General features: G+C 48.0%; 14 protein-coding genes. 13 read left to right on the forward strand and 1 reads right to left on the reverse strand.

The features are described from left to right. Positions 1-356 precede the first annotated feature (356 nt). The 8 genes from HI950_RS25235 to ppk1 all read left to right on the forward strand — a co-directional run bounded on the left by HI950_RS25235 (position 357) and on the right by ppk1 (position 8,241). The gene (locus tag HI950_RS25235; RefSeq protein WP_169087020.1) at positions 357-848 is read left to right on the forward strand and encodes a phosphatidylglycerophosphatase A family protein; all 492 of its coding nucleotides are present in this window, start codon (positions 357-359) and stop codon (positions 846-848) included. 95 nt (positions 849-943) lie between these two features. Then, positions 944-1,135, forward strand: a complete 192-nt coding sequence (locus HI950_RS25240; protein ID WP_053374720.1) for a hypothetical protein — start codon at positions 944-946, stop codon at positions 1,133-1,135. Between the two features lie 40 nt (positions 1,136-1,175). Then, positions 1,176-2,045, forward strand: a complete 870-nt coding sequence (gene accD / locus HI950_RS25245) for an acetyl-CoA carboxylase, carboxyltransferase subunit beta (protein ID WP_169087021.1) — start codon at positions 1,176-1,178, stop codon at positions 2,043-2,045. Further along, positions 2,035-3,102, forward strand: a complete 1,068-nt coding sequence (locus HI950_RS25250) for an acetyl-CoA carboxylase carboxyltransferase subunit alpha (RefSeq protein WP_169087022.1) — start codon at positions 2,035-2,037, stop codon at positions 3,100-3,102. The genes accD and HI950_RS25250 overlap by 11 nt, the downstream gene beginning before the upstream one ends. Positions 3,103-3,195: 93 nt before the next feature. After that, positions 3,196-4,950 (forward strand): pyruvate kinase, encoded by a 1,755-nt coding sequence (pyk, locus tag HI950_RS25255; RefSeq protein WP_169087023.1) that lies wholly within the window; start codon positions 3,196-3,198, stop codon positions 4,948-4,950. Positions 4,951-5,078: 128 nt separating this feature from the next. Beyond that, on the forward strand, positions 5,079-5,546 hold the full coding sequence (locus tag HI950_RS25260; protein ID WP_169087024.1) for an acyl-CoA thioesterase: 468 nt from the start codon (positions 5,079-5,081) through the stop codon (positions 5,544-5,546). Between the two features lie 34 nt (positions 5,547-5,580). Continuing rightward, positions 5,581-5,973, forward strand: a complete 393-nt coding sequence (locus tag HI950_RS25265; RefSeq protein ID WP_169087025.1) for an FxsA family protein — start codon at positions 5,581-5,583, stop codon at positions 5,971-5,973. 201 nt (positions 5,974-6,174) lie between these two features. Beyond that, positions 6,175-8,241 (forward strand): polyphosphate kinase 1, encoded by a 2,067-nt coding sequence (ppk1, locus tag HI950_RS25270; RefSeq protein WP_169087027.1) that lies wholly within the window; start codon positions 6,175-6,177, stop codon positions 8,239-8,241. Here the strand turns inward: ppk1 and HI950_RS25275 are convergent. Next, complete coding sequence (locus tag HI950_RS25275; RefSeq protein WP_169087029.1) at positions 8,213-9,760, reverse strand: Ppx/GppA phosphatase family protein; 1,548 nt, start codon at positions 9,758-9,760, stop codon at positions 8,213-8,215. The two genes, ppk1 and HI950_RS25275, sit on opposite strands and share 29 nt — an antisense overlap. 311 nt (positions 9,761-10,071) lie before the next feature. Between HI950_RS25275 and citZ the strand changes: the two genes are divergently transcribed. The 5 genes from citZ (at position 10,072) to HI950_RS25300 (ending at position 16,830) form a co-directional block, all read left to right on the forward strand. Continuing rightward, complete coding sequence (gene citZ / locus HI950_RS25280; protein WP_169087031.1) at positions 10,072-11,184, forward strand: citrate synthase; 1,113 nt, start codon at positions 10,072-10,074, stop codon at positions 11,182-11,184. Positions 11,185-11,314: 130 nt separating this feature from the next. Next, entirely contained in the window at positions 11,315-12,610 is a 1,296-nt protein-coding gene (gene icd, locus HI950_RS25285) for an NADP-dependent isocitrate dehydrogenase (protein ID WP_169087033.1), read from the forward strand. Between the two features lie 363 nt (positions 12,611-12,973). Then, on the forward strand, positions 12,974-13,915 hold the full coding sequence (mdh, locus tag HI950_RS25290; protein WP_169087034.1) for a malate dehydrogenase: 942 nt from the start codon (positions 12,974-12,976) through the stop codon (positions 13,913-13,915). Positions 13,916-14,018: 103 nt separating this feature from the next. Continuing rightward, positions 14,019-16,184, forward strand: a complete 2,166-nt coding sequence (recQ, locus tag HI950_RS25295) for a DNA helicase RecQ (RefSeq protein WP_169087035.1) — start codon at positions 14,019-14,021, stop codon at positions 16,182-16,184. A 214-nt stretch (positions 16,185-16,398) separates the two neighbouring features. After that, complete coding sequence (locus HI950_RS25300; RefSeq protein ID WP_169087036.1) at positions 16,399-16,830, forward strand: hypothetical protein; 432 nt, start codon at positions 16,399-16,401, stop codon at positions 16,828-16,830. Positions 16,831-16,864 lie beyond the last annotated feature (34 nt).

Raw genomic sequence — 16,864 nt, forward strand, 5'->3', positions numbered from 1 at the left:
ATAGACGGCTGCTCTATGCTTGCAAACATGCAACAGATGAAAGCCATATGAGCGTTTTTGATAGGGATCATAAAGATTGATGCAGTGAGATTGTGCAAAATTTTTATAGAAAATATGCTGTTTCTTGCTCTTAATAAAACAGCTTCATAACTTGGCGCTCCTCTCCTCCCGTAAAATCTCGCAAACAAATGTATTTCGTATGCACGTCAAGGCTTGTACGCGCATATGTTTAGAGATACAAGTGACGATGGCAAAGAAGCTCGCGGTTTAGCGGGTTTTGCCCTGGGACAATGTCATCTGCTCACGCTAATGTTTCCAAGATTAACGTACAAGCAGTTACGGGAGGGATGGGTCCTATGACAGGAATTGAGAATTGGCTCTTGAAACGCGGGGTATCGATCGACGACGTAACCGAAATCGTATATACGCTGCAGCGTCCCTATAACGGTGATTTGACGATGGAAGAATGCGAGGAAAGCGTAAGAGCGGTGCTCGCTAAACGCGAGGTGCAGTATGTCATGTATACAGGCATTGCCCTTGATGAATTAGCCGAGCGCAGATTGCTTCCGGAACCGCTGCAATCGATCATGGAAACCGATGAGTCGCTCTACGGCGTGGACGAGACGCTGGCGCTCGGCATAACGAATGTTTACGGCATGATTGGATTGACGAGCTTCGGATATTTAGATAAAGTAAAACCCGGCATTATTCGTCAATTGAATTTAAAAGGCGAACGCATTCATGTGTTTCTGGATGACTTGGTAGCTGGTTTGGCCGCCGCAGCATCGGCACGAATTGCGCATCAGGACCCGAAAGCGATCCGATATGATTTGCCGGATTCCCCATGACTATGGTATCATTGTGACATCATATGGCCTGTTACCGGGATAGCTATGCTTAGTAAGTGAACTTTGCGGTAGCAAAGTTTTCAGGAGGTACCATGATGTGGACGGTCATTTATATCGCACCAACAGCAAAAATTGCAGATAACATCAAGAAGCGGCTAACGGAGGAAGGATTTTTGGTGAAGATCCGCTCTGTCAATCTGTCCAAACAGCAATACGAGATACTAGTTCCGTCTGGCGAGTTGGAGGAAGTTCAAGAAGTATTCAACTCCATTATGCGGCCATTATGATGGACTGCTCTATACTATTGCGCCTTGAGAGGTGTCACACGTGCAAATAAAGGACTTATTTACGAAGAAGAAATATGCGACGATACCTTCGGAACCCCGCAAGCGGGAAGTTCCGGAGGGCTTGATGAATAAGTGCTCAAAATGCGGCACAATTCAGTACAGCAAAGAGCTCGAAAAGAATTTGAAAGTATGCTCTTCCTGCGGCCATCATCATCGGCTAAGCGCATGGGAGCGTATAGCATTGACGCTAGACGAAGGACATTTGTTAGAATACGATGCGAATATGGAATCCGTCGATCCGCTAACCTTCCCTGGTTATGCCAGCAAGCTTGAGCAGCAGAGGAGCAAGTCGAACCTTCGCGAAGCTGTTGTAACGGGAGAAGGAACGATCGGCGGTTTTCCGGTTGTCGTTGCGGTGATGAGCTTTGATTTCTTCACCGGCAGTATGGGATCCGTTGTTGGAGAGAAGATTACTAGAGCGATCGAAGCGGCTCATGCGAAGCAGCTACCGCTTCTTATTTTCTCTACTTCTGGCGGCGCCCGGATGCAGGAAAGTATTTTGAGCTTGATGCAAATGGCCAAAACGAGCGCTGCGCTTTCGAAATTTCAAGGCGCGGGCGGTTTGTTTATTTCGATTTTTACCGATCCTACTACAGGCGGGGTTTCGGCAAGCTTTGCGAGCTTAGGCGATTACAATTTGGCCGAGCCTGGCGCTTTGATCGGCTTTGCTGGCCGGATTGTCATCGAACAAACGATTCGCCAGAAGCTGCCGGATGACTTCCAGACTGCCGAGTTTAATTTGCAGCACGGCCAATTGGATAAAGTCGTACACCGCAAAGATATGAAGCCTACGTTAGCAAAGCTGCTCGATATGCATTGCGTAAGGGAGGAAACATCCTATGGCGGGTGAGCTGCCTTTTGAAAAACCGCTGAACGATTTGCGGCAGAAGGTTACCGAGCTGAAGACCTTGAGCGTGGAGAAGGGAATTGACTTCTCCGAGGAGATTTTGGGCCTGGAGCAAAAATGCAAGCAGCTTGAAGAAGAGCTGTACAGCGAGCTGTCTCCGGCTCAAAAAATGCATATGGCGCGCCACCATCAGCGTCCGACTTCGCTTGACTACATTCAAACCGTATTTACAGATTATATGGAGCTTCACGGGGATCGTCTGTTTGCGGACGATCTCGCCATTGTTGGCGGACTTGCCAAGCTTAACGGCGTTCCGGTTACTGTAATCGGGCATCAACGGGGCAAGGATACGCGCGAGAACATCGCCCGCTTCTTTGGAAGCCCTCACCCCGAGGGCTTCCGCAAAGCTTTGCGGCTTATGGAGCAAGCAAATAAGTTCAAGCGGCCAATTATTACCTTTATTGATACGAAGGGTGCTTATCCGGGCAAAACTGCTGAGGAGCGTGGACAATCGGAAGCGATTGCGCGCAACCTGCGGGAAATGGCCGGCTTCGGCGTGCCTATCATTTGTATCGTTATCGGTGAAGGCGGAAGCGGCGGCGCATTGGCATTAGGCGTCGGCAACCGTGTACTTATGTTGGAAAATGCGATTTACAGCGCCATTTCGCCAAACGGAGCAGCATCGATATTGTGGAAGGATGCCTCTAGGGCGGATCAAGCTGCTGAAGCCATGAAAATTACGGCCAAAGATTTGCTGGAATTTGGCGTAATCGAGGACATCGTTGCGGAACCGCAAGGGGGCGCCCATAAGGATTTGGCGTTCCAAGCGGAGCAAATTAAGGAAAAACTATGGCTGCATCTACAAGAGCTTATGCAAATGAGCGCCGAGCAGCTGATTGAGGATCGCTATAAAAAATTCCGTAAGGTCGGCCAGTTCAAAATGGTTGAGGAGCCGCTCGCAGCGCCTAGCGCGCCAGCAGACTCCAATCTTGGAGAAGCAGCCGATGCGGCGGATCAATCCCGCGAGCAAACGCCGGAAGCGACTTCGACGATTCAGTAAATAATATGTAAAATTGATTATTTCACTGTACAAGCAGTGGGATGTCATGTCAGTATAGTAAAGAATTCAGGCAATATACGGAGGAAACTTAACATGCGTAAAACTAAAATCGTTTGTACTATCGGTCCATCCAGCGAATCGTTGGAAAACACAAAGAAACTAATTAAAGCAGGCATGAACGTTGCCCGTCTTAACTTCTCCCACGGAGATTTCGAAGAGCATGGCAATCGTATCAAAAATATCCGCATTGCGAATGCCGAGCTCGGCACTTCGGTAGCGGTTCTGCTTGATACGAAAGGTCCTGAGATTCGTCTTGGCAAGCTAAAGGAAGAGCCTATTGAATTGAACCAAGGCGAAACCGTTACGCTTACAACGGAAGAAATTTTGGGTGATCGCAACCGTGTTCCAATTACGTACAACAACCTTCCAAACGATGTAACAATCGGTTCGACTATTTTGATCGATGATGGCTTGATCGGATTGACGGTAGAAGAGGTTCATGGAACTGAAATCGTATGCCGTATCGTAAATAGCGGTCCAATTAAAAGCAAAAAAGGCGTTAACGTACCGGGCGTAAAAATTTCGCTACCTGGTATTACTGAGAAGGATGCGAATGATATCGTATTCGGTATCGAGATGGGCGTAGATTTCATTGCAGCTTCTTTCGTGCGTAAAGCGAGCGACGTGCTTGAAATCCGCGAGCTTCTTGAGCGCCACAATGCGGGTCATATCCAAATCATCTCTAAAATTGAAAACCAAGAGGGCGTAGACAATCTCGATGAAATTCTTGAGGTTTCTGACGGCCTAATGGTAGCGCGTGGCGATCTCGGCGTTGAAATTCCAGCTGAAGAGGTTCCGCTCGTACAAAAAAACATGATCAAAAAAGGTAACCGCGTCGGTAAGCCAGTTATCACGGCCACACAAATGTTGGATTCCATGCAGCGCAACCCGCGTCCGACTCGCGCAGAAGCGAGTGACGTTGCAAATGCGATTTTCGACGGTACAGATGCAATCATGCTATCCGGCGAAACAGCTGCAGGAAGATACCCAACAGAATCCGTACAAACGATGGCACGTATCGCAGAGCGCGCGGAAGCGGCTTTGGAATACCGTGAAATTTTCACGAAGCAAGCCAACGCTCAGCAAACTTCCGTAACCGAAGCGATCAGCCAAGCTGTTGCTAACTCGGCTCTTGATCTTGGCGCGAAAGCGATCATTACTTCCACGCAAAGCGGCTTCACAGCTCGCATGGTTTCGAAGTACAAGCCTAAGGCTCCGATCATCGCGGTAACGACAGATGAGAAGGTATTGCGTCGTCTATCTCTTATTTGGGGCGTATTCGCAGTGCTTGGTCCTGATGCGGACACAACGGATGAAATGTTCGAAAATGCGGTTAAAGGCGGCATGAGCACAGGCTTCCTAAGCCTTGGCGATACAGTTGTCATTACAGCAGGCGTTCCTGTTGGCCGCGCCGGCACTACAAACTTGATCAAAATTCACCATATCGGTGAGCTTTTGGCACAAGGACAAGGCATCGGCAGCCAAACAGCTATCGGCAAAATCGTTGTTGCTCGCACACCAGAGGAAGCCATCGCAAAAACGACTAAAGGCTCTATCTTGGTTACGATCTCGACCGACAAAGAATATATGCCAGCATTTGAGAAGGCTGCTGCCGTTATTACGGAGCAGGGCGGCATTACCAGCCATGCTGCAGTAGTAGGCCTTAACCTTGGGATTCCAGTTATTCTCGGCATTACAAATGCAACAGATCTCCTTAAAGATGGCATGGAAGTAACCATCTATGGCGAAACTGGCGTTATCTATCACGGCCAATCGAAAGTACTGTAATTAGGGCAGCTGCTTTCTCAATAACTATAGGGTACGAAAGCTGAAGCGAGGGTGTTTGCACCCTCGCTTTTTGCTAATTACATATGTTTTATGTAAGCTTATTGTAAATAGGCTAGGGAGGTTCACTTATGCTTTCAGCTTCCGGTTGGTTTATGCATCCCATTCGCGTTCGCTATCAGGAAACCGATCAAATGGGTGTCGTTTTTCACGGGAATTATGTAACTTGGTTTGAAATTGGACGTACGGAATGGATAAGAAATGCTGGCTACAGCTACAAAGCGATAGAAGAAAGAGGTCTGCTGCTGCCTGTTGTAGATTTGCAATGCCGCTATGTGCTGCCAGCTCGTTACGATGATATGGTTCTCGTTTGTACACGAGTGGCTGACTACTCGCCTGTACGCCTTTCCTTTGAGTCGCAAATTAGAAGGGTAGCGGCTTCAGACTTTCATGCCTTTGAATATGAAGCAGGCAAGCCGTTGCCTGGAGAGTTATTAGTCGAAGGCGGCACCAAGCATGTATGGGTCAATGCCCAGTGGCAGCCGGCACGCGTAAACAAGGTGATGCCAGAGCTCTACGAGCTGCTGATTACGAAATAAGTTTGCTTCGCAAACTTTTGAGGAGGTCAAAATCATGTATAAATGGCTATTGGCTGTCTTTATCATCGTACCGATCGTTGAGCTTCTTGGCATTTTTCAAGTAGGCAGCTGGATTGGCGGTTGGAATACCTTTTTTATTCTCGTTCTTATGGGACTGGCAGGCGCTTATTTAGCTCGCGCGGAAGGCCGCAAAGTATGGGGAGAGGCTCAGCGCCAAATGCAGGCGGGGCAAATTCCCGGCCAGTCTCTCCTTGACGGTTTGTGTGTGCTGGCAGGGGGACTATTGCTCCTAATGCCAGGATTTGTTTCTGATATCATAGGCATTACGCTGCTCATTCCGACAACACGCTCCTTTTACAGGCAAATTATGCTGCACTGGATTGAAAAAAGATTAAGAAACGGCAATTTTAAGATCGGAAAATTCTAATATTTACGTTACCTTTACAAAAGTCTAACATGGCAATAATAGTCATGCTTCATAATTAAATAGATAATTGTCGTTTCTTGTCACTTTTTTTATTGCGATCAGCATGCCTCTTATTAGACACAAAGCAGAATTGATCAGCAAACAGAAGCGTACACATTAGAAGCATGATTATTTCGCATAATTACTCAGGAGGCGTGAGAAATGACCAAGCTTTTGTCCAACTATGTAAACCGTGACTTAAGTTGGATCGAATTCAACCGAAGAGTTCTTCAAGAGGCCCAGGATCTCAACAATCCATTGCTTGAGAGGGCTAAATTCTTAGCAATTGTTTCCAGCAATCTGGATGAATTCATGAGTGTACGGGTTGCGGGCATACAAATGCAGATGAGAGCCGGCTTATCGAAAACCGATTTTACCGGATATACGCCATCCGGATTGTGGAAAAGGCTGATAAAGCGAGCAACGCAAATGGTTCATGATCAGTACCGTACCTACAGGGAGGTCTTTCGCTCCTTAAGCCGTGAAGGAATCTTTATTCGTTCGATCGATGAGCTGAATGCTACACAGACCAAGGCAGTCTCGGACTATTTTCATGAAATTGTATTTCCTGTACTTACGCCTATGGCAGTCGATCAGAGCAGACCATTCCCGCTCGTGCACACGAAAGAACTGTATTTGGCCGTGCTGCTCAGAAAAGAAGAGGATCCTTCTGAGGAGGAGCCCTTTTTTGCAATCGTGCAGGTGCCGTCCATATTGCCAAGATTTGTTCCCGTTCCTGGGAGAATTAACAGCAAGAAGACGGAGTTCGTCCTCCTAGAGGATTTGATTGAACAATTCATTGATACATTATTTAATGGTTATATCCCTTTCTCTGTAAATCCGTTCCGGTTGACACGCGATGCCGATATAACGCTAAACGAGGAGGATGCAGAGGATCTGCTCGAGGAAATCGAGAAGGAGCTGCGCCGCCGTCGATGGGGCATTCCCGTTCGTCTTGAGGTAGCAAAGGGCATGCATCCTTATGCGCTCGAAATGCTAACCGAAGAGCTGGAGATTGAAGATAATTTATTCGAAATTGACGGTCCGCTTGACCTGAGCTTTCTAATGAAATTTGCAGGTGCCGTACCTGGCAATGACAATTTGCGATATGAAAAGCTAGAGCCTATTTACCCGAGAGAATTCGATGAAACAGATGATATGTTCGAGGTAATCCGTCAACGCGATGTGTTGATGTACCATCCATACGAATCGTTTGATGCCGTAAATGATTTTGTTTTGCAGGCGGCATACGATCCAGACGTTCTAGCAATCAAAATGACGCTATACCGCGTCAGCGGCCAATCTGCGCTCGTTCAAGCTCTTGCTAAGGCAGGAGAAGCGGGCAAGCAGGTGACGGTCGTTGTGGAGCTTAAGGCACGGTTTGATGAGGAGAGGAATATCGCTTGGGCGCGCCAGCTGGAGAAGGCGGGCTGCCATGTCGTTTACGGCTTAGTCGGTTTGAAGACGCATGCGAAAATTTTGCTTGTCGTTCGTCGAGAGCAAGGCACGCTTCGCCGCTACGTACATGTCGGTACGGGCAACTACAACGACAGTACAGCCACTTTGTATACGGATATTGGACTATTCACATCACATCCTATTATCGGTGGGGATGCTTCGGCACTGTTCAACGAAGTAACAGGGTATTCAACACCTTATGAGTGGAAGGCCTTTGGCGTTGCTCCATCGGATTTGAAGGAGAAGCTGTATAGGCTGATTGACCGGGAGAGAGAGAATGCGTTAGCAGGAAAGCCGGCGCGCATTATCGCCAAAATGAATTCCTTATCGAATCAGGAAATGATCGATAAGCTTTACGATGCATCTCAAGCTGGCGTGAAGATTGTGCTTATCGTCCGCGGCGTATGCTGCTTGCGTCCAGGCGTTCCGGGAAGAAGTGAAAATATTCAGGTCATCAGCATCGTCGACCGCTTCCTCGAGCATGCGAGAATCATGTATTTTTATAACGGAGGGGAAGAGGAGGTTTACTTGTCTAGTGCTGACTGGATGACTCGCAACTTAACGCGGCGGATCGAGCTGATATGTCCTGTATTTGATGAGACGCTCAGACAAATTCTTATTAAGATGCTCGAGCTTAATATCAATGATAATGTAAAGGCCCGCGAACTGCAGCCGAACGGTACTTATGAACACATTTCCAGTGAAAATAAGCAGCCGTTCCGCAGTCAATTTGAGGCAAAAGTTATATCGTTGTGGAAGGGGCATGCATAGCTGTATAGTCAAGTACCGGGGTTGCATTCCACAGCTTCTTGAATTCAGAGCTCAGCTCCTCGACCTCGCGGCGCTCGACAACTAGCGTACCGCGAGGTTGAATAGGCCGCAGCAACAGCTGATTGCCGGATAATTGGACATTCAGCTGCGCGATGGCTTGCGTCTCCGTTCGATCGAGCGCTGCAGAAAGCTGAAGCAGAGAGCCAAGCTTATATATAACATCGAGGTCGGTCTCGTTAAGCAGCTCTCTATATTCGGATACGTGCTGGCGAGCCCGGCCCTTGCTTTTGTAAGAAGCGATAGCTGCTGTCATAATCATCTCCCGGTGGCTAAGTCCATTCAGCTGGGAGTTGATGATGAGGTAGAAGGAATGCCTCGCATATTCGTAATAATCGATGGAGGCACCGATACGAAACAGCTGCGACGCCGTATCAAGCAGCACCCTCGTTTGCGGCGGCAAAGGATGTACATAGTTCAGCACATCGAAGAGCTCAAGCGCAATCCGGTTGACCTGCAGCACATGCTGCTTCGGTGCTGCCGGATGCAGAGCACTCAAATTTTTAAGGCTAAAATGAAGCACATCGTCTTGCTTTGGATGATTCGGGAAACGTGTCGCATGGAATAGGCCATCACGCAGACCTGCTCCGCAAATTCGGTAATATGCCGCCTTGGTTGCCCGAAACAGAACGCGCAAAATAGCAACGCCAGGTACTACGACATCAGCGCGGTCTTTGGACAAGCCAGGCAGCTTGCGCCTCTTCTCGAGCGGCAGCTTGCGCATTTGATGAAACAGCTCATCGACCTGTTCGCTTGTTGCGGGATAGTTATGCGTTTGCGGGAACGGGTATTTATAAGCGGCTTGATGCATTTTGCCGAGTGCGCGCACGGTGCCGCCTACTCCGACGAGAGGCAGTCCGGGCGATTCGAAGGTCCATGGCTCGTTCCGAACGGCTTCCAATACAAGCTGTTCAAGCGCCTTCAATTCATCATCCTGAAGCAGGCCCTTAGTGCCAAATCGCTTGTTAAGGCTTACGCAGCCAAAAGGAAAGGAAATGGAACGAACGAGCGCGCGATTGCGAAACAAAGAAAGCTCCGTGCTTCCGCCGCCGATATCGATTAAAAAGCCATCCCGAATATTGATCGAGTTGATCATGCCGAGAAAGCCATAGGAAGCCTCGTCCTCGCCGGTGAGCAATTCGATGGTTAAGCCCGTTTCTTTTTTTATGCGATCAAGTATTACTGTGCGGTTTTTGGCGTTTCGAATAGCAGCTGTTGCGACCGCACGAATATGGCTTGTATGATTATGTGTGCAAATCATGGTAAAATGATTAAGTGTGTCGATTAGCTCCTCGATTGCTGTCCCCGGCAGCTCGCCGTTTTCATCAATTCGTTCGCTTAGCCTAGCAGGCCGTTTACTGCTATCAGCAACTCGATGAGCACCATTTGCAGTCCTCTCGTATACGACGAGCCGGACGGAGTTGGAGCCTATGTCAATAATTCCGATGCGTTGTTCAGTCATGTAGCGCCTCCAATGCGGCAAATTTTGCTCAAAAAGTTCTCTTTGTGACATTTTACCACTATATTCGATTCTGTAAAAATAGTTTATGCTGCGGCTAAAAATAGAGCGAATAGGGAAAAATGCAGCTGGAGCATACGATACGATGCGGTGAGAGACTAATCGAAAAAAATATTAATGATGTCGATAAAGCATTTTTATGTCTCTATTTGTTCACTTCACTGCCGAAATCATTTATGATTAAAGGCGATGGTACAAATAACGAACCCTTTTTATTGTTAACACACGATATCCAAGTTAAAGGAGAGAGAACGATGACAGCAACTAAAGGTCTGGAAGGAATTGTTGCAGCGGCGTCGTCCATCAGCTCAATCATTGATGGCGTACTGACATACCGTGGTATCGATATTGACGATCTCGCAGAAAACGCTACTTTTGAAGAGGTCGCATATCTGCTATGGTACGGTAAATTACCTAATCGTTCCGAGCTTGATGGACTGCAAAAGCAATTGGATCAATATGCAGCAGTTCCACAAGGCGTGCTTGATCAAATTAAACTATATCCAAAAGACACAAACTCGATGGCTGCGCTGCGCACAGCTGTTTCAAGCTTGGCATTGTACGACAGCTCCGCTAACGATATGACTCCTGAAGCGAATCAACTGAAAGCAATTAAATTACAGGCTCAGTTGCCTACGATTATTGCTGCTTTTGCTCGCATTCGTCAAGGGAAAGAACCGGTAGCACCAAAGCAAGGCGTATCAATTGCTTATAATTTCCTATATATGCTAACAGGCAACGAGCCGGCTGAAGTGGCTGTTAAGGCACTTGATCAAGCGCTCGTTCTTCATGCTGACCACGAATTGAACGCATCGACATTTGCAGCTCGCGTTACGGTAGCGACATTGTCGGATATTTATTCGGGTGTAACTTCCGCGATCGGGGCTTTGAAAGGTCCTCTTCACGGCGGCGCTAATGAAGCGGTTATGGTCATGCTTGAAGAAATCGGTACAGCGGCAAACGTTGAGAGCTTTATCAACAACGCGCTTGCGAACAAAGTTAAAATTATGGGCTTTGGTCACCGCGTTTACAAAAACGGCGATCCACGCGCGAAGCATTTGCAAAAAATGTCCCGCGAGCTTGGCAAGCTGACAGGCAATATGGAGCTTTATGAAATGTCTGTCAAAATCGAAGAATTGGTAACGGGACAAAAGGGCTTGAAGCCAAACGTTGACTTCTACTCTGCATCCGTATACACAACGCTTGAAATTCCACGCGACCTGTTTACGCCTATCTTTGCGATCAGCCGTGTATCCGGTTGGAGCGCGCATATCCTTGAGCAATACCAAGATAACCGCTTGATTCGCCCGCGTGCTGATTATGTAGGTCCAGTTAACGCGAAATACATTCCAATTGAACAGCGTTAATCGTTAAAATAAGTTACAATGGAAGGAGAGGGCAGACGCGAACGGGCTGTTCGCTCTTCTCCTTCATTGTGAAATAAAACTAATACATACCTGCACATCGGTAGGTACCATTCTAAGGAGGATTTTATTCATGGCTCAGTTCGAAAAATTCGCGCTTCCAACAGAAGGCGAGAAAATCACAATAGACAACGGTGTACTTAACGTACCTAACAACCCTATCATTCCTTTCATCGAAGGCGACGGCACAGGCCGCGACATCTGGAAAGCTTCGAAGCGCGCACTTGATGCAGCGGTAGAAAAAGCTTACAACGGCGAGAAAAAAATTGCTTGGTATGAAGTATTTGCCGGCGAAAAAGCATTCAACGAATACGGCGAGTGGCTGCCTGCTGATACACTTACAGCAATTCGTGAATATATCGTTGCGATTAAAGGTCCCTTGACGACGCCTATCGGCGGCGGTATCCGTTCTTTGAACGTTGCTCTTCGTCAAGAGCTTGATCTATACACATGCCTTCGTCCAGTACGTTACTTCACTGGCGTTCCATCCCCAGTAAAACGTCCTGAGCTTGTTGACATGGTTATTTTCCGTGAAAACACTGAGGATATCTATGCGGGTATCGAGTACCAAGAAGGTTCCCCAGAAGTGAAAAAAGTGATCGAGTTCCTTCAAAAAGAAATGGGAGCAAACAAAATCCGCTTCCCTGAAACTTCCGGTATCGGCATCAAGCCAGTATCCAAAGAAGGCTCGCAACGTCTTGTTCGCGCAGCGATTGAGTATGCAATTAAGCACGGCAAGAAATCCGTTACGCTTGTACACAAAGGCAATATCATGAAATATACAGAAGGCGCGTTCAAAAACTGGGGCTACGAAGTGGCTGAGCATGAGTTCGCTAACGAGACTTTCACATGGGGCGAATACGACCGCATTAAAGAAGCTCAAGGCACTGAAGCTGCTAACCAAGCACAAAAAGATGCAGAAGCTGCTGGCAAGCTGATCGTTAAAGACGCAATTGCTGACATCGCTTTGCAACAAGTACTAACTCGTCCAACTGATTTCGATGTTATCGCAACATTGAATTTGAACGGTGACTACCTGTCCGATGCACTAGCTGCACAAGTTGGCGGTATCGGTATCGCTCCAGGCGCGAACATCAACTACTTGACTGGACATGCGATCTTCGAAGCAACACACGGTACAGCTCCTAAATACGCCGACCTTGACGTTGTAAACCCAGGTTCCGTAATCCTTTCCGGCGTAATGCTTCTTGAGCACCTAGGCTGGCAAGAAGCGGCTGACCTTATCTATAAAGGTATGGAAGCTTCTATCAACAACAAAACCGTAACTTATGACTTCGCACGCTTGATGGAAGGCGCAACAGAAGTAAAATGTTCCGCTTTCGCAGACGAAATCATCAAAAACATGTAGTCTGATCTTCCATTGAATAAGGGAACCGTTTGATCCCCATAATCTTAATAGGGTATGCATATGGTTTGTGAATAGGTTTAGGTAGAATCACGTCCCGCGGGACAAATTCCTGTCCGCGCACAAACGGAAAGCGTGTCCCAAAGGGACGTAAGCGATCCATGCTCCAAAGTCGCACAGAAAACCTGTTGTCCTCCTATGTTAGTCCAATTAGCGGGTATCCAGAGGGCGCAGCGCCTTGGGGTCCTCCCTTGGAAGGGAGGATTTAGGCGGGTTCGAAAACGCACTTAGAGGGATTAATGCAGCAAATAAGACGGGGGTCAAAGGGGTCTCCCCTTAAAAAATGTTACAGGAGGGTTATACAAGATGGCTATTAAACGCAAAAAAATTACAGTCGTTGGAGCGGGTTTCACAGGGGCTACTACAGCGCTTATGCTTGCTCAGAAAGAACTAGGCGATATTGTTCTTGTTGATATCGCACCGCTTGAAAACCCAACTAAAGGTAAAGCGCTAGATATGCTTGAAGCAACTCCTGTACTTGGAGTGGACGCTAACATTAGCGGAACTTCCAACTATGAAGATACAAAAGATTCCGATGTTGTCATCATCACAGCTGGTATCGCTCGTAAGCCGGGCATGAGCCGTGACGATCTTGTCAGCACAAACGCTGGCATCGTAAAATCCGTTTGTGAAAACATTAAAGCGACTAGCCCTAACGCTTATGTCATCATCTTAAGCAACCCGGTCGATGCTATGACTTATGCGGCATTCCAGACGCTTGGTTTTCCTAAAAACCGCGTAATCGGCCAATCCGGCGTCCTTGATACAGCTCGCTACTGCACATTTATTGCGCAAGAGCTTAACGTATCCGTTGAAGACGTTCGCGGCTTCGTGCTTGGCGGACATGGCGACGATATGGTTCCGCTCGTTCGCTACTCGAACGTTGGCGGCATTCCAATCGAAAAGCTTATCTCTGCAGAACGCATTGAAGCAATCGTACAACGCGCTCGCGTTGGCGGCGGCGAAATCGTTAACCTGCTTGGCAATGGCAGCGCGTATTATGCGCCTGCAGCTTCGCTCGTGCAAATGACGGAAGCGATTCTTAAAGACAAAAAACGGATTATTCCGGTTATCGCATTGCTTGAGGGCGAATACGGCTATGACAACCTGTTCATGGGCGTTCCAACGATCATTGGCGGCGACGGCATCGAGAAGGTGCTTGAGCTTGATTTGACTGCTGAAGAGAAAGCAGCTCTTGATAAATCCGCCCAATCCGTACGGAACGTCATACAAGTAGTAACAGGCTAATTAGCGGATATACTCGCTGTTTATAAAAGAATGCGTTTGGGAGGACCCTGACAGAATGCTGCCAGGGTCCTCCCTGTTTATTTTTACAAAGGAGGGATGAAGGTTGATCGAACAAGCTAGACAAGCTTTGAAACGGGTATACGGCTATGACTCTTTCCGCAAGGGACAGGAAGATATTATAGCAGGCATATTGGACGGACGAGATACGCTGGCTATTTTGCCGACCGGTGGAGGGAAGTCGATCTGTTATCAAATTCCATCGATGCTGCTGCCGGGCACATCGCTTGTAATATCGCCGCTCATATCGCTCATGAAGGATCAGGTTGATGCGCTTAGGCGGGTAGGGGTGTCAGCTGCGTTTCTGAACAGCTCGCTTGGTGCCGCCGAATACCGCGAGGTGATGCGGAGCGCGATGCAGGGAGAATACAAGCTGCTCTACGTTGCGCCTGAGCGACTTGATGCACCGATGTTCCAATCGCTTTCCGAGCAGCTGTCAATTCCGCTGATCGCTATAGACGAAGCGCACTGCGTATCCCAATGGGGGCATGATTTCAGGCCAAGCTATCGCCAGCTTGCCGGCTGGATAGCAAGAATGAAGGATCGGCCGCTTGTTGCAGCCTTTACGGCTACGGCAACGAACGAGGTAGCGCTCGACATTTCAGAAATGCTCAAGCTTCGAGATCCTAGCGTTTTTGTAACAGGCTTTGCACGGCCAAATCTATCGCTTTCCGTCGTTACCGGCGTGGATAAGAAAAAGTTTCTTGAGAGCTATGTGGCAGAGCGCAAGGAGCAATCGGGCATTATATATGCAGCTACCAGAAAAGAAGTTGAGAACGTATATGAGCAGCTTACGCGCAGAGGCATTTTGGCTGGTAAATATCATGGCGGGCTCTCCGATGCGGAGCGAGCTGATACGCAAGAGAAGTTTAGATTTGATGAGATTCGCGTCATGGTCGCGACGAACGCTTTTGGCATGGGCATCGATAAGCCAAACGTTCGCTTCGTCCTGCACTGGCAAATGACGAGCGATATTGAATCGTATTACCAAGAGGCAGGGCGTGCGGGAAGGGATGGGGAGGAAAGTGAATGCATCCTCTTGTTCGAGCCAGCTGACATGCAGGTTCAGCGCTTCCTGATTGAGCAGGGCACTGGCAATACGGACCGCAAATCGATTCAGCTGTCCAAGCTGCATACAATGATGAATTATAGCCGAACGCAGCGCTGCTTGCAGCAGTTTATCGTCGATTATTTCGGAGAAACCGGCGTAGAGGCCTGCGGCAAATGCAGCAGTTGTCTCGATAAGAGTGAGCCGGTTAACCGGACGGAGGAAGCGAAGATGGCGCTCTCCTGCGTCGGCCGAATGAAAGGCCGCTTCGGCGTAACGATGGCAGCCAAGGTGCTGAAAGGCTCGCGCGACAAGCGCTTGCTTGAATTTGGACTGGACCGCTTGTCGACATACGGACTTATGCGCCATTTACCCGAGAAGGAAATTGCGGATTGGCTTTATTGGCTCGTATCGGAAGGCTATTTGAAGCTTAGCGAGGGGCAATATCCAGTCGTTTCTTTAACGGCGAGCGCGCTGCCTGTTCTGGAAGGCCGCGAATCGATTATGCAAAGAGTTCGAGCGACTGTCCGGCAAACGGCGTCAGCCGATTACGCGAATGCTTCTCCGCTGTTCGATGCGCTTAAACAATGGCGCAAAGAGAAAGCAGCCGTGGAAGGCGTGCCGCCGTTCATGCTATTTTTTGATGCGACGCTTCGGGAAATTGCGAATGTACAGCCGCAGACGGTGGATCAGCTGCTAGGCGTGAAGGGGATAGGATCTGCGAAGGCTGAGAAATACGGAGAGGGATTGCTCTCCATTATACAATCGTTTGGAGGCGAGGGTGTCTCGTCAGAAACGGGCACTGCAGCTCCTAAAGCTTCTCTTAAAGTAAACACTTCTTCTAATAAAAGAGCTGCGGGTGACGAGGAGCCGAGCTATTTAACTACGCTTGCGCGGTTTCAAGCCGGCATTGAGCCGGATGATATTGCGAAAGAGCGCGGATTAAGCAGAGTAACGGTTGAGGGGCATTTAATTCGCTGCGCTGACGAAGGCGAGGAGATCGATTGGAGCCGCATCATACCGGCTGAATACGAGCAATTGATTGTTGAAGCGATCGGAGAGCTTGGGAATGAGAAGCTTCGGCCGATCAAAGAGGCTTTGCCTGAGGAAGTCACTTATTTTGCGATTCATGGCGTTATGAGCAAGTATGGTTTTAAAGCATAAAGCGGCTTGCTATTGAGGAATAAGCAATGGATAACGCAAAGTGTGAAAACTTATGTAACGATTCTTAATTAATTCGGCAAAAAAGGCTATAAACCAACGTATTGGTAGCGTAGTCATTTGAAAAAAATCTCGTTTCTGATAAACTATTTGTTAGATACGATTTTGGCAATAGCGGATCGTTGATTACGCTTTACCAAAACAGGAGGAGTTAATAATGTTTAAAGTAATGTTGTTTTTGCATGTGCTAGGGGCAGTAGGGATGGGATTCTATATCGTGCTCCCAATCATGGTTGGAAGAGCATCCAAACTTGCTGGAGTTGGACAAGGCGGTCTAGCGGACGGTTTGCTCTCAGCTAATCGCATTGCCCAGTACTTCCTGGTGCTGCAGCTGCTGACAGGCGGTTACTTGATGTCTCAGGCGGATTACACTGTAGCATGGATGGTTATTATTATCTTGCTATTCCTTGGCATTGCCGCGCTCGGCGGAATCATTTCCAAACCGCTTAAGCTCGTCGTTGCTTCCATTAATGACGGCAAAAGCGCTACAGCGCATATTAACAAAGCACGCGTTTTGAGCATCATCGTGTTGGTGCTTTATATCGTTATCATTTACTTCATGAAATTTCCGATGCTTCAAGGCCAATAATAAAAATCGTAGATTATATAACGCTGTAGGGGGA

Source organism: Paenibacillus sp. PL91, from assembly GCF_012935325.2.
In the GTDB taxonomy this organism is placed as follows: domain Bacteria; phylum Bacillota; class Bacilli; order Paenibacillales; family Paenibacillaceae; genus Pristimantibacillus.

Bases quoted from the DNA above. Each gene is read 5' to 3' on its own strand.
- HI950_RS25235 (WP_169087020.1), top strand. From the start codon at position 357: ATGACAGGAATTGAGAATTGGCTCTTGAAACGCGGGGTATCGATCGAC.
- HI950_RS25240 (WP_053374720.1), top strand. From the start codon at position 944: ATGTGGACGGTCATTTATATCGCACCAACAGCAAAAATTGCAGATAAC.
- HI950_RS25250 (WP_169087022.1), top strand. From the start codon at position 2,035: ATGGCGGGTGAGCTGCCTTTTGAAAAACCGCTGAACGATTTGCGGCAG.
- pyk (WP_169087023.1), top strand. From the start codon at position 3,196: ATGCGTAAAACTAAAATCGTTTGTACTATCGGTCCATCCAGCGAATCG.
- HI950_RS25260 (WP_169087024.1), top strand. From the start codon at position 5,079: ATGCTTTCAGCTTCCGGTTGGTTTATGCATCCCATTCGCGTTCGCTAT.
- HI950_RS25265 (WP_169087025.1), top strand. From the start codon at position 5,581: ATGTATAAATGGCTATTGGCTGTCTTTATCATCGTACCGATCGTTGAG.
- ppk1 (WP_169087027.1), top strand. From the start codon at position 6,175: ATGACCAAGCTTTTGTCCAACTATGTAAACCGTGACTTAAGTTGGATC.
- HI950_RS25275 (WP_169087029.1), bottom strand. From the start codon at position 9,760: ATGACTGAACAACGCATCGGAATTATTGACATAGGCTCCAACTCCGTC.
- citZ (WP_169087031.1), top strand. From the start codon at position 10,072: ATGACAGCAACTAAAGGTCTGGAAGGAATTGTTGCAGCGGCGTCGTCC.
- icd (WP_169087033.1), top strand. From the start codon at position 11,315: ATGGCTCAGTTCGAAAAATTCGCGCTTCCAACAGAAGGCGAGAAAATC.
- mdh (WP_169087034.1), top strand. From the start codon at position 12,974: ATGGCTATTAAACGCAAAAAAATTACAGTCGTTGGAGCGGGTTTCACA.
- HI950_RS25300 (WP_169087036.1), top strand. From the start codon at position 16,399: ATGTTTAAAGTAATGTTGTTTTTGCATGTGCTAGGGGCAGTAGGGATG.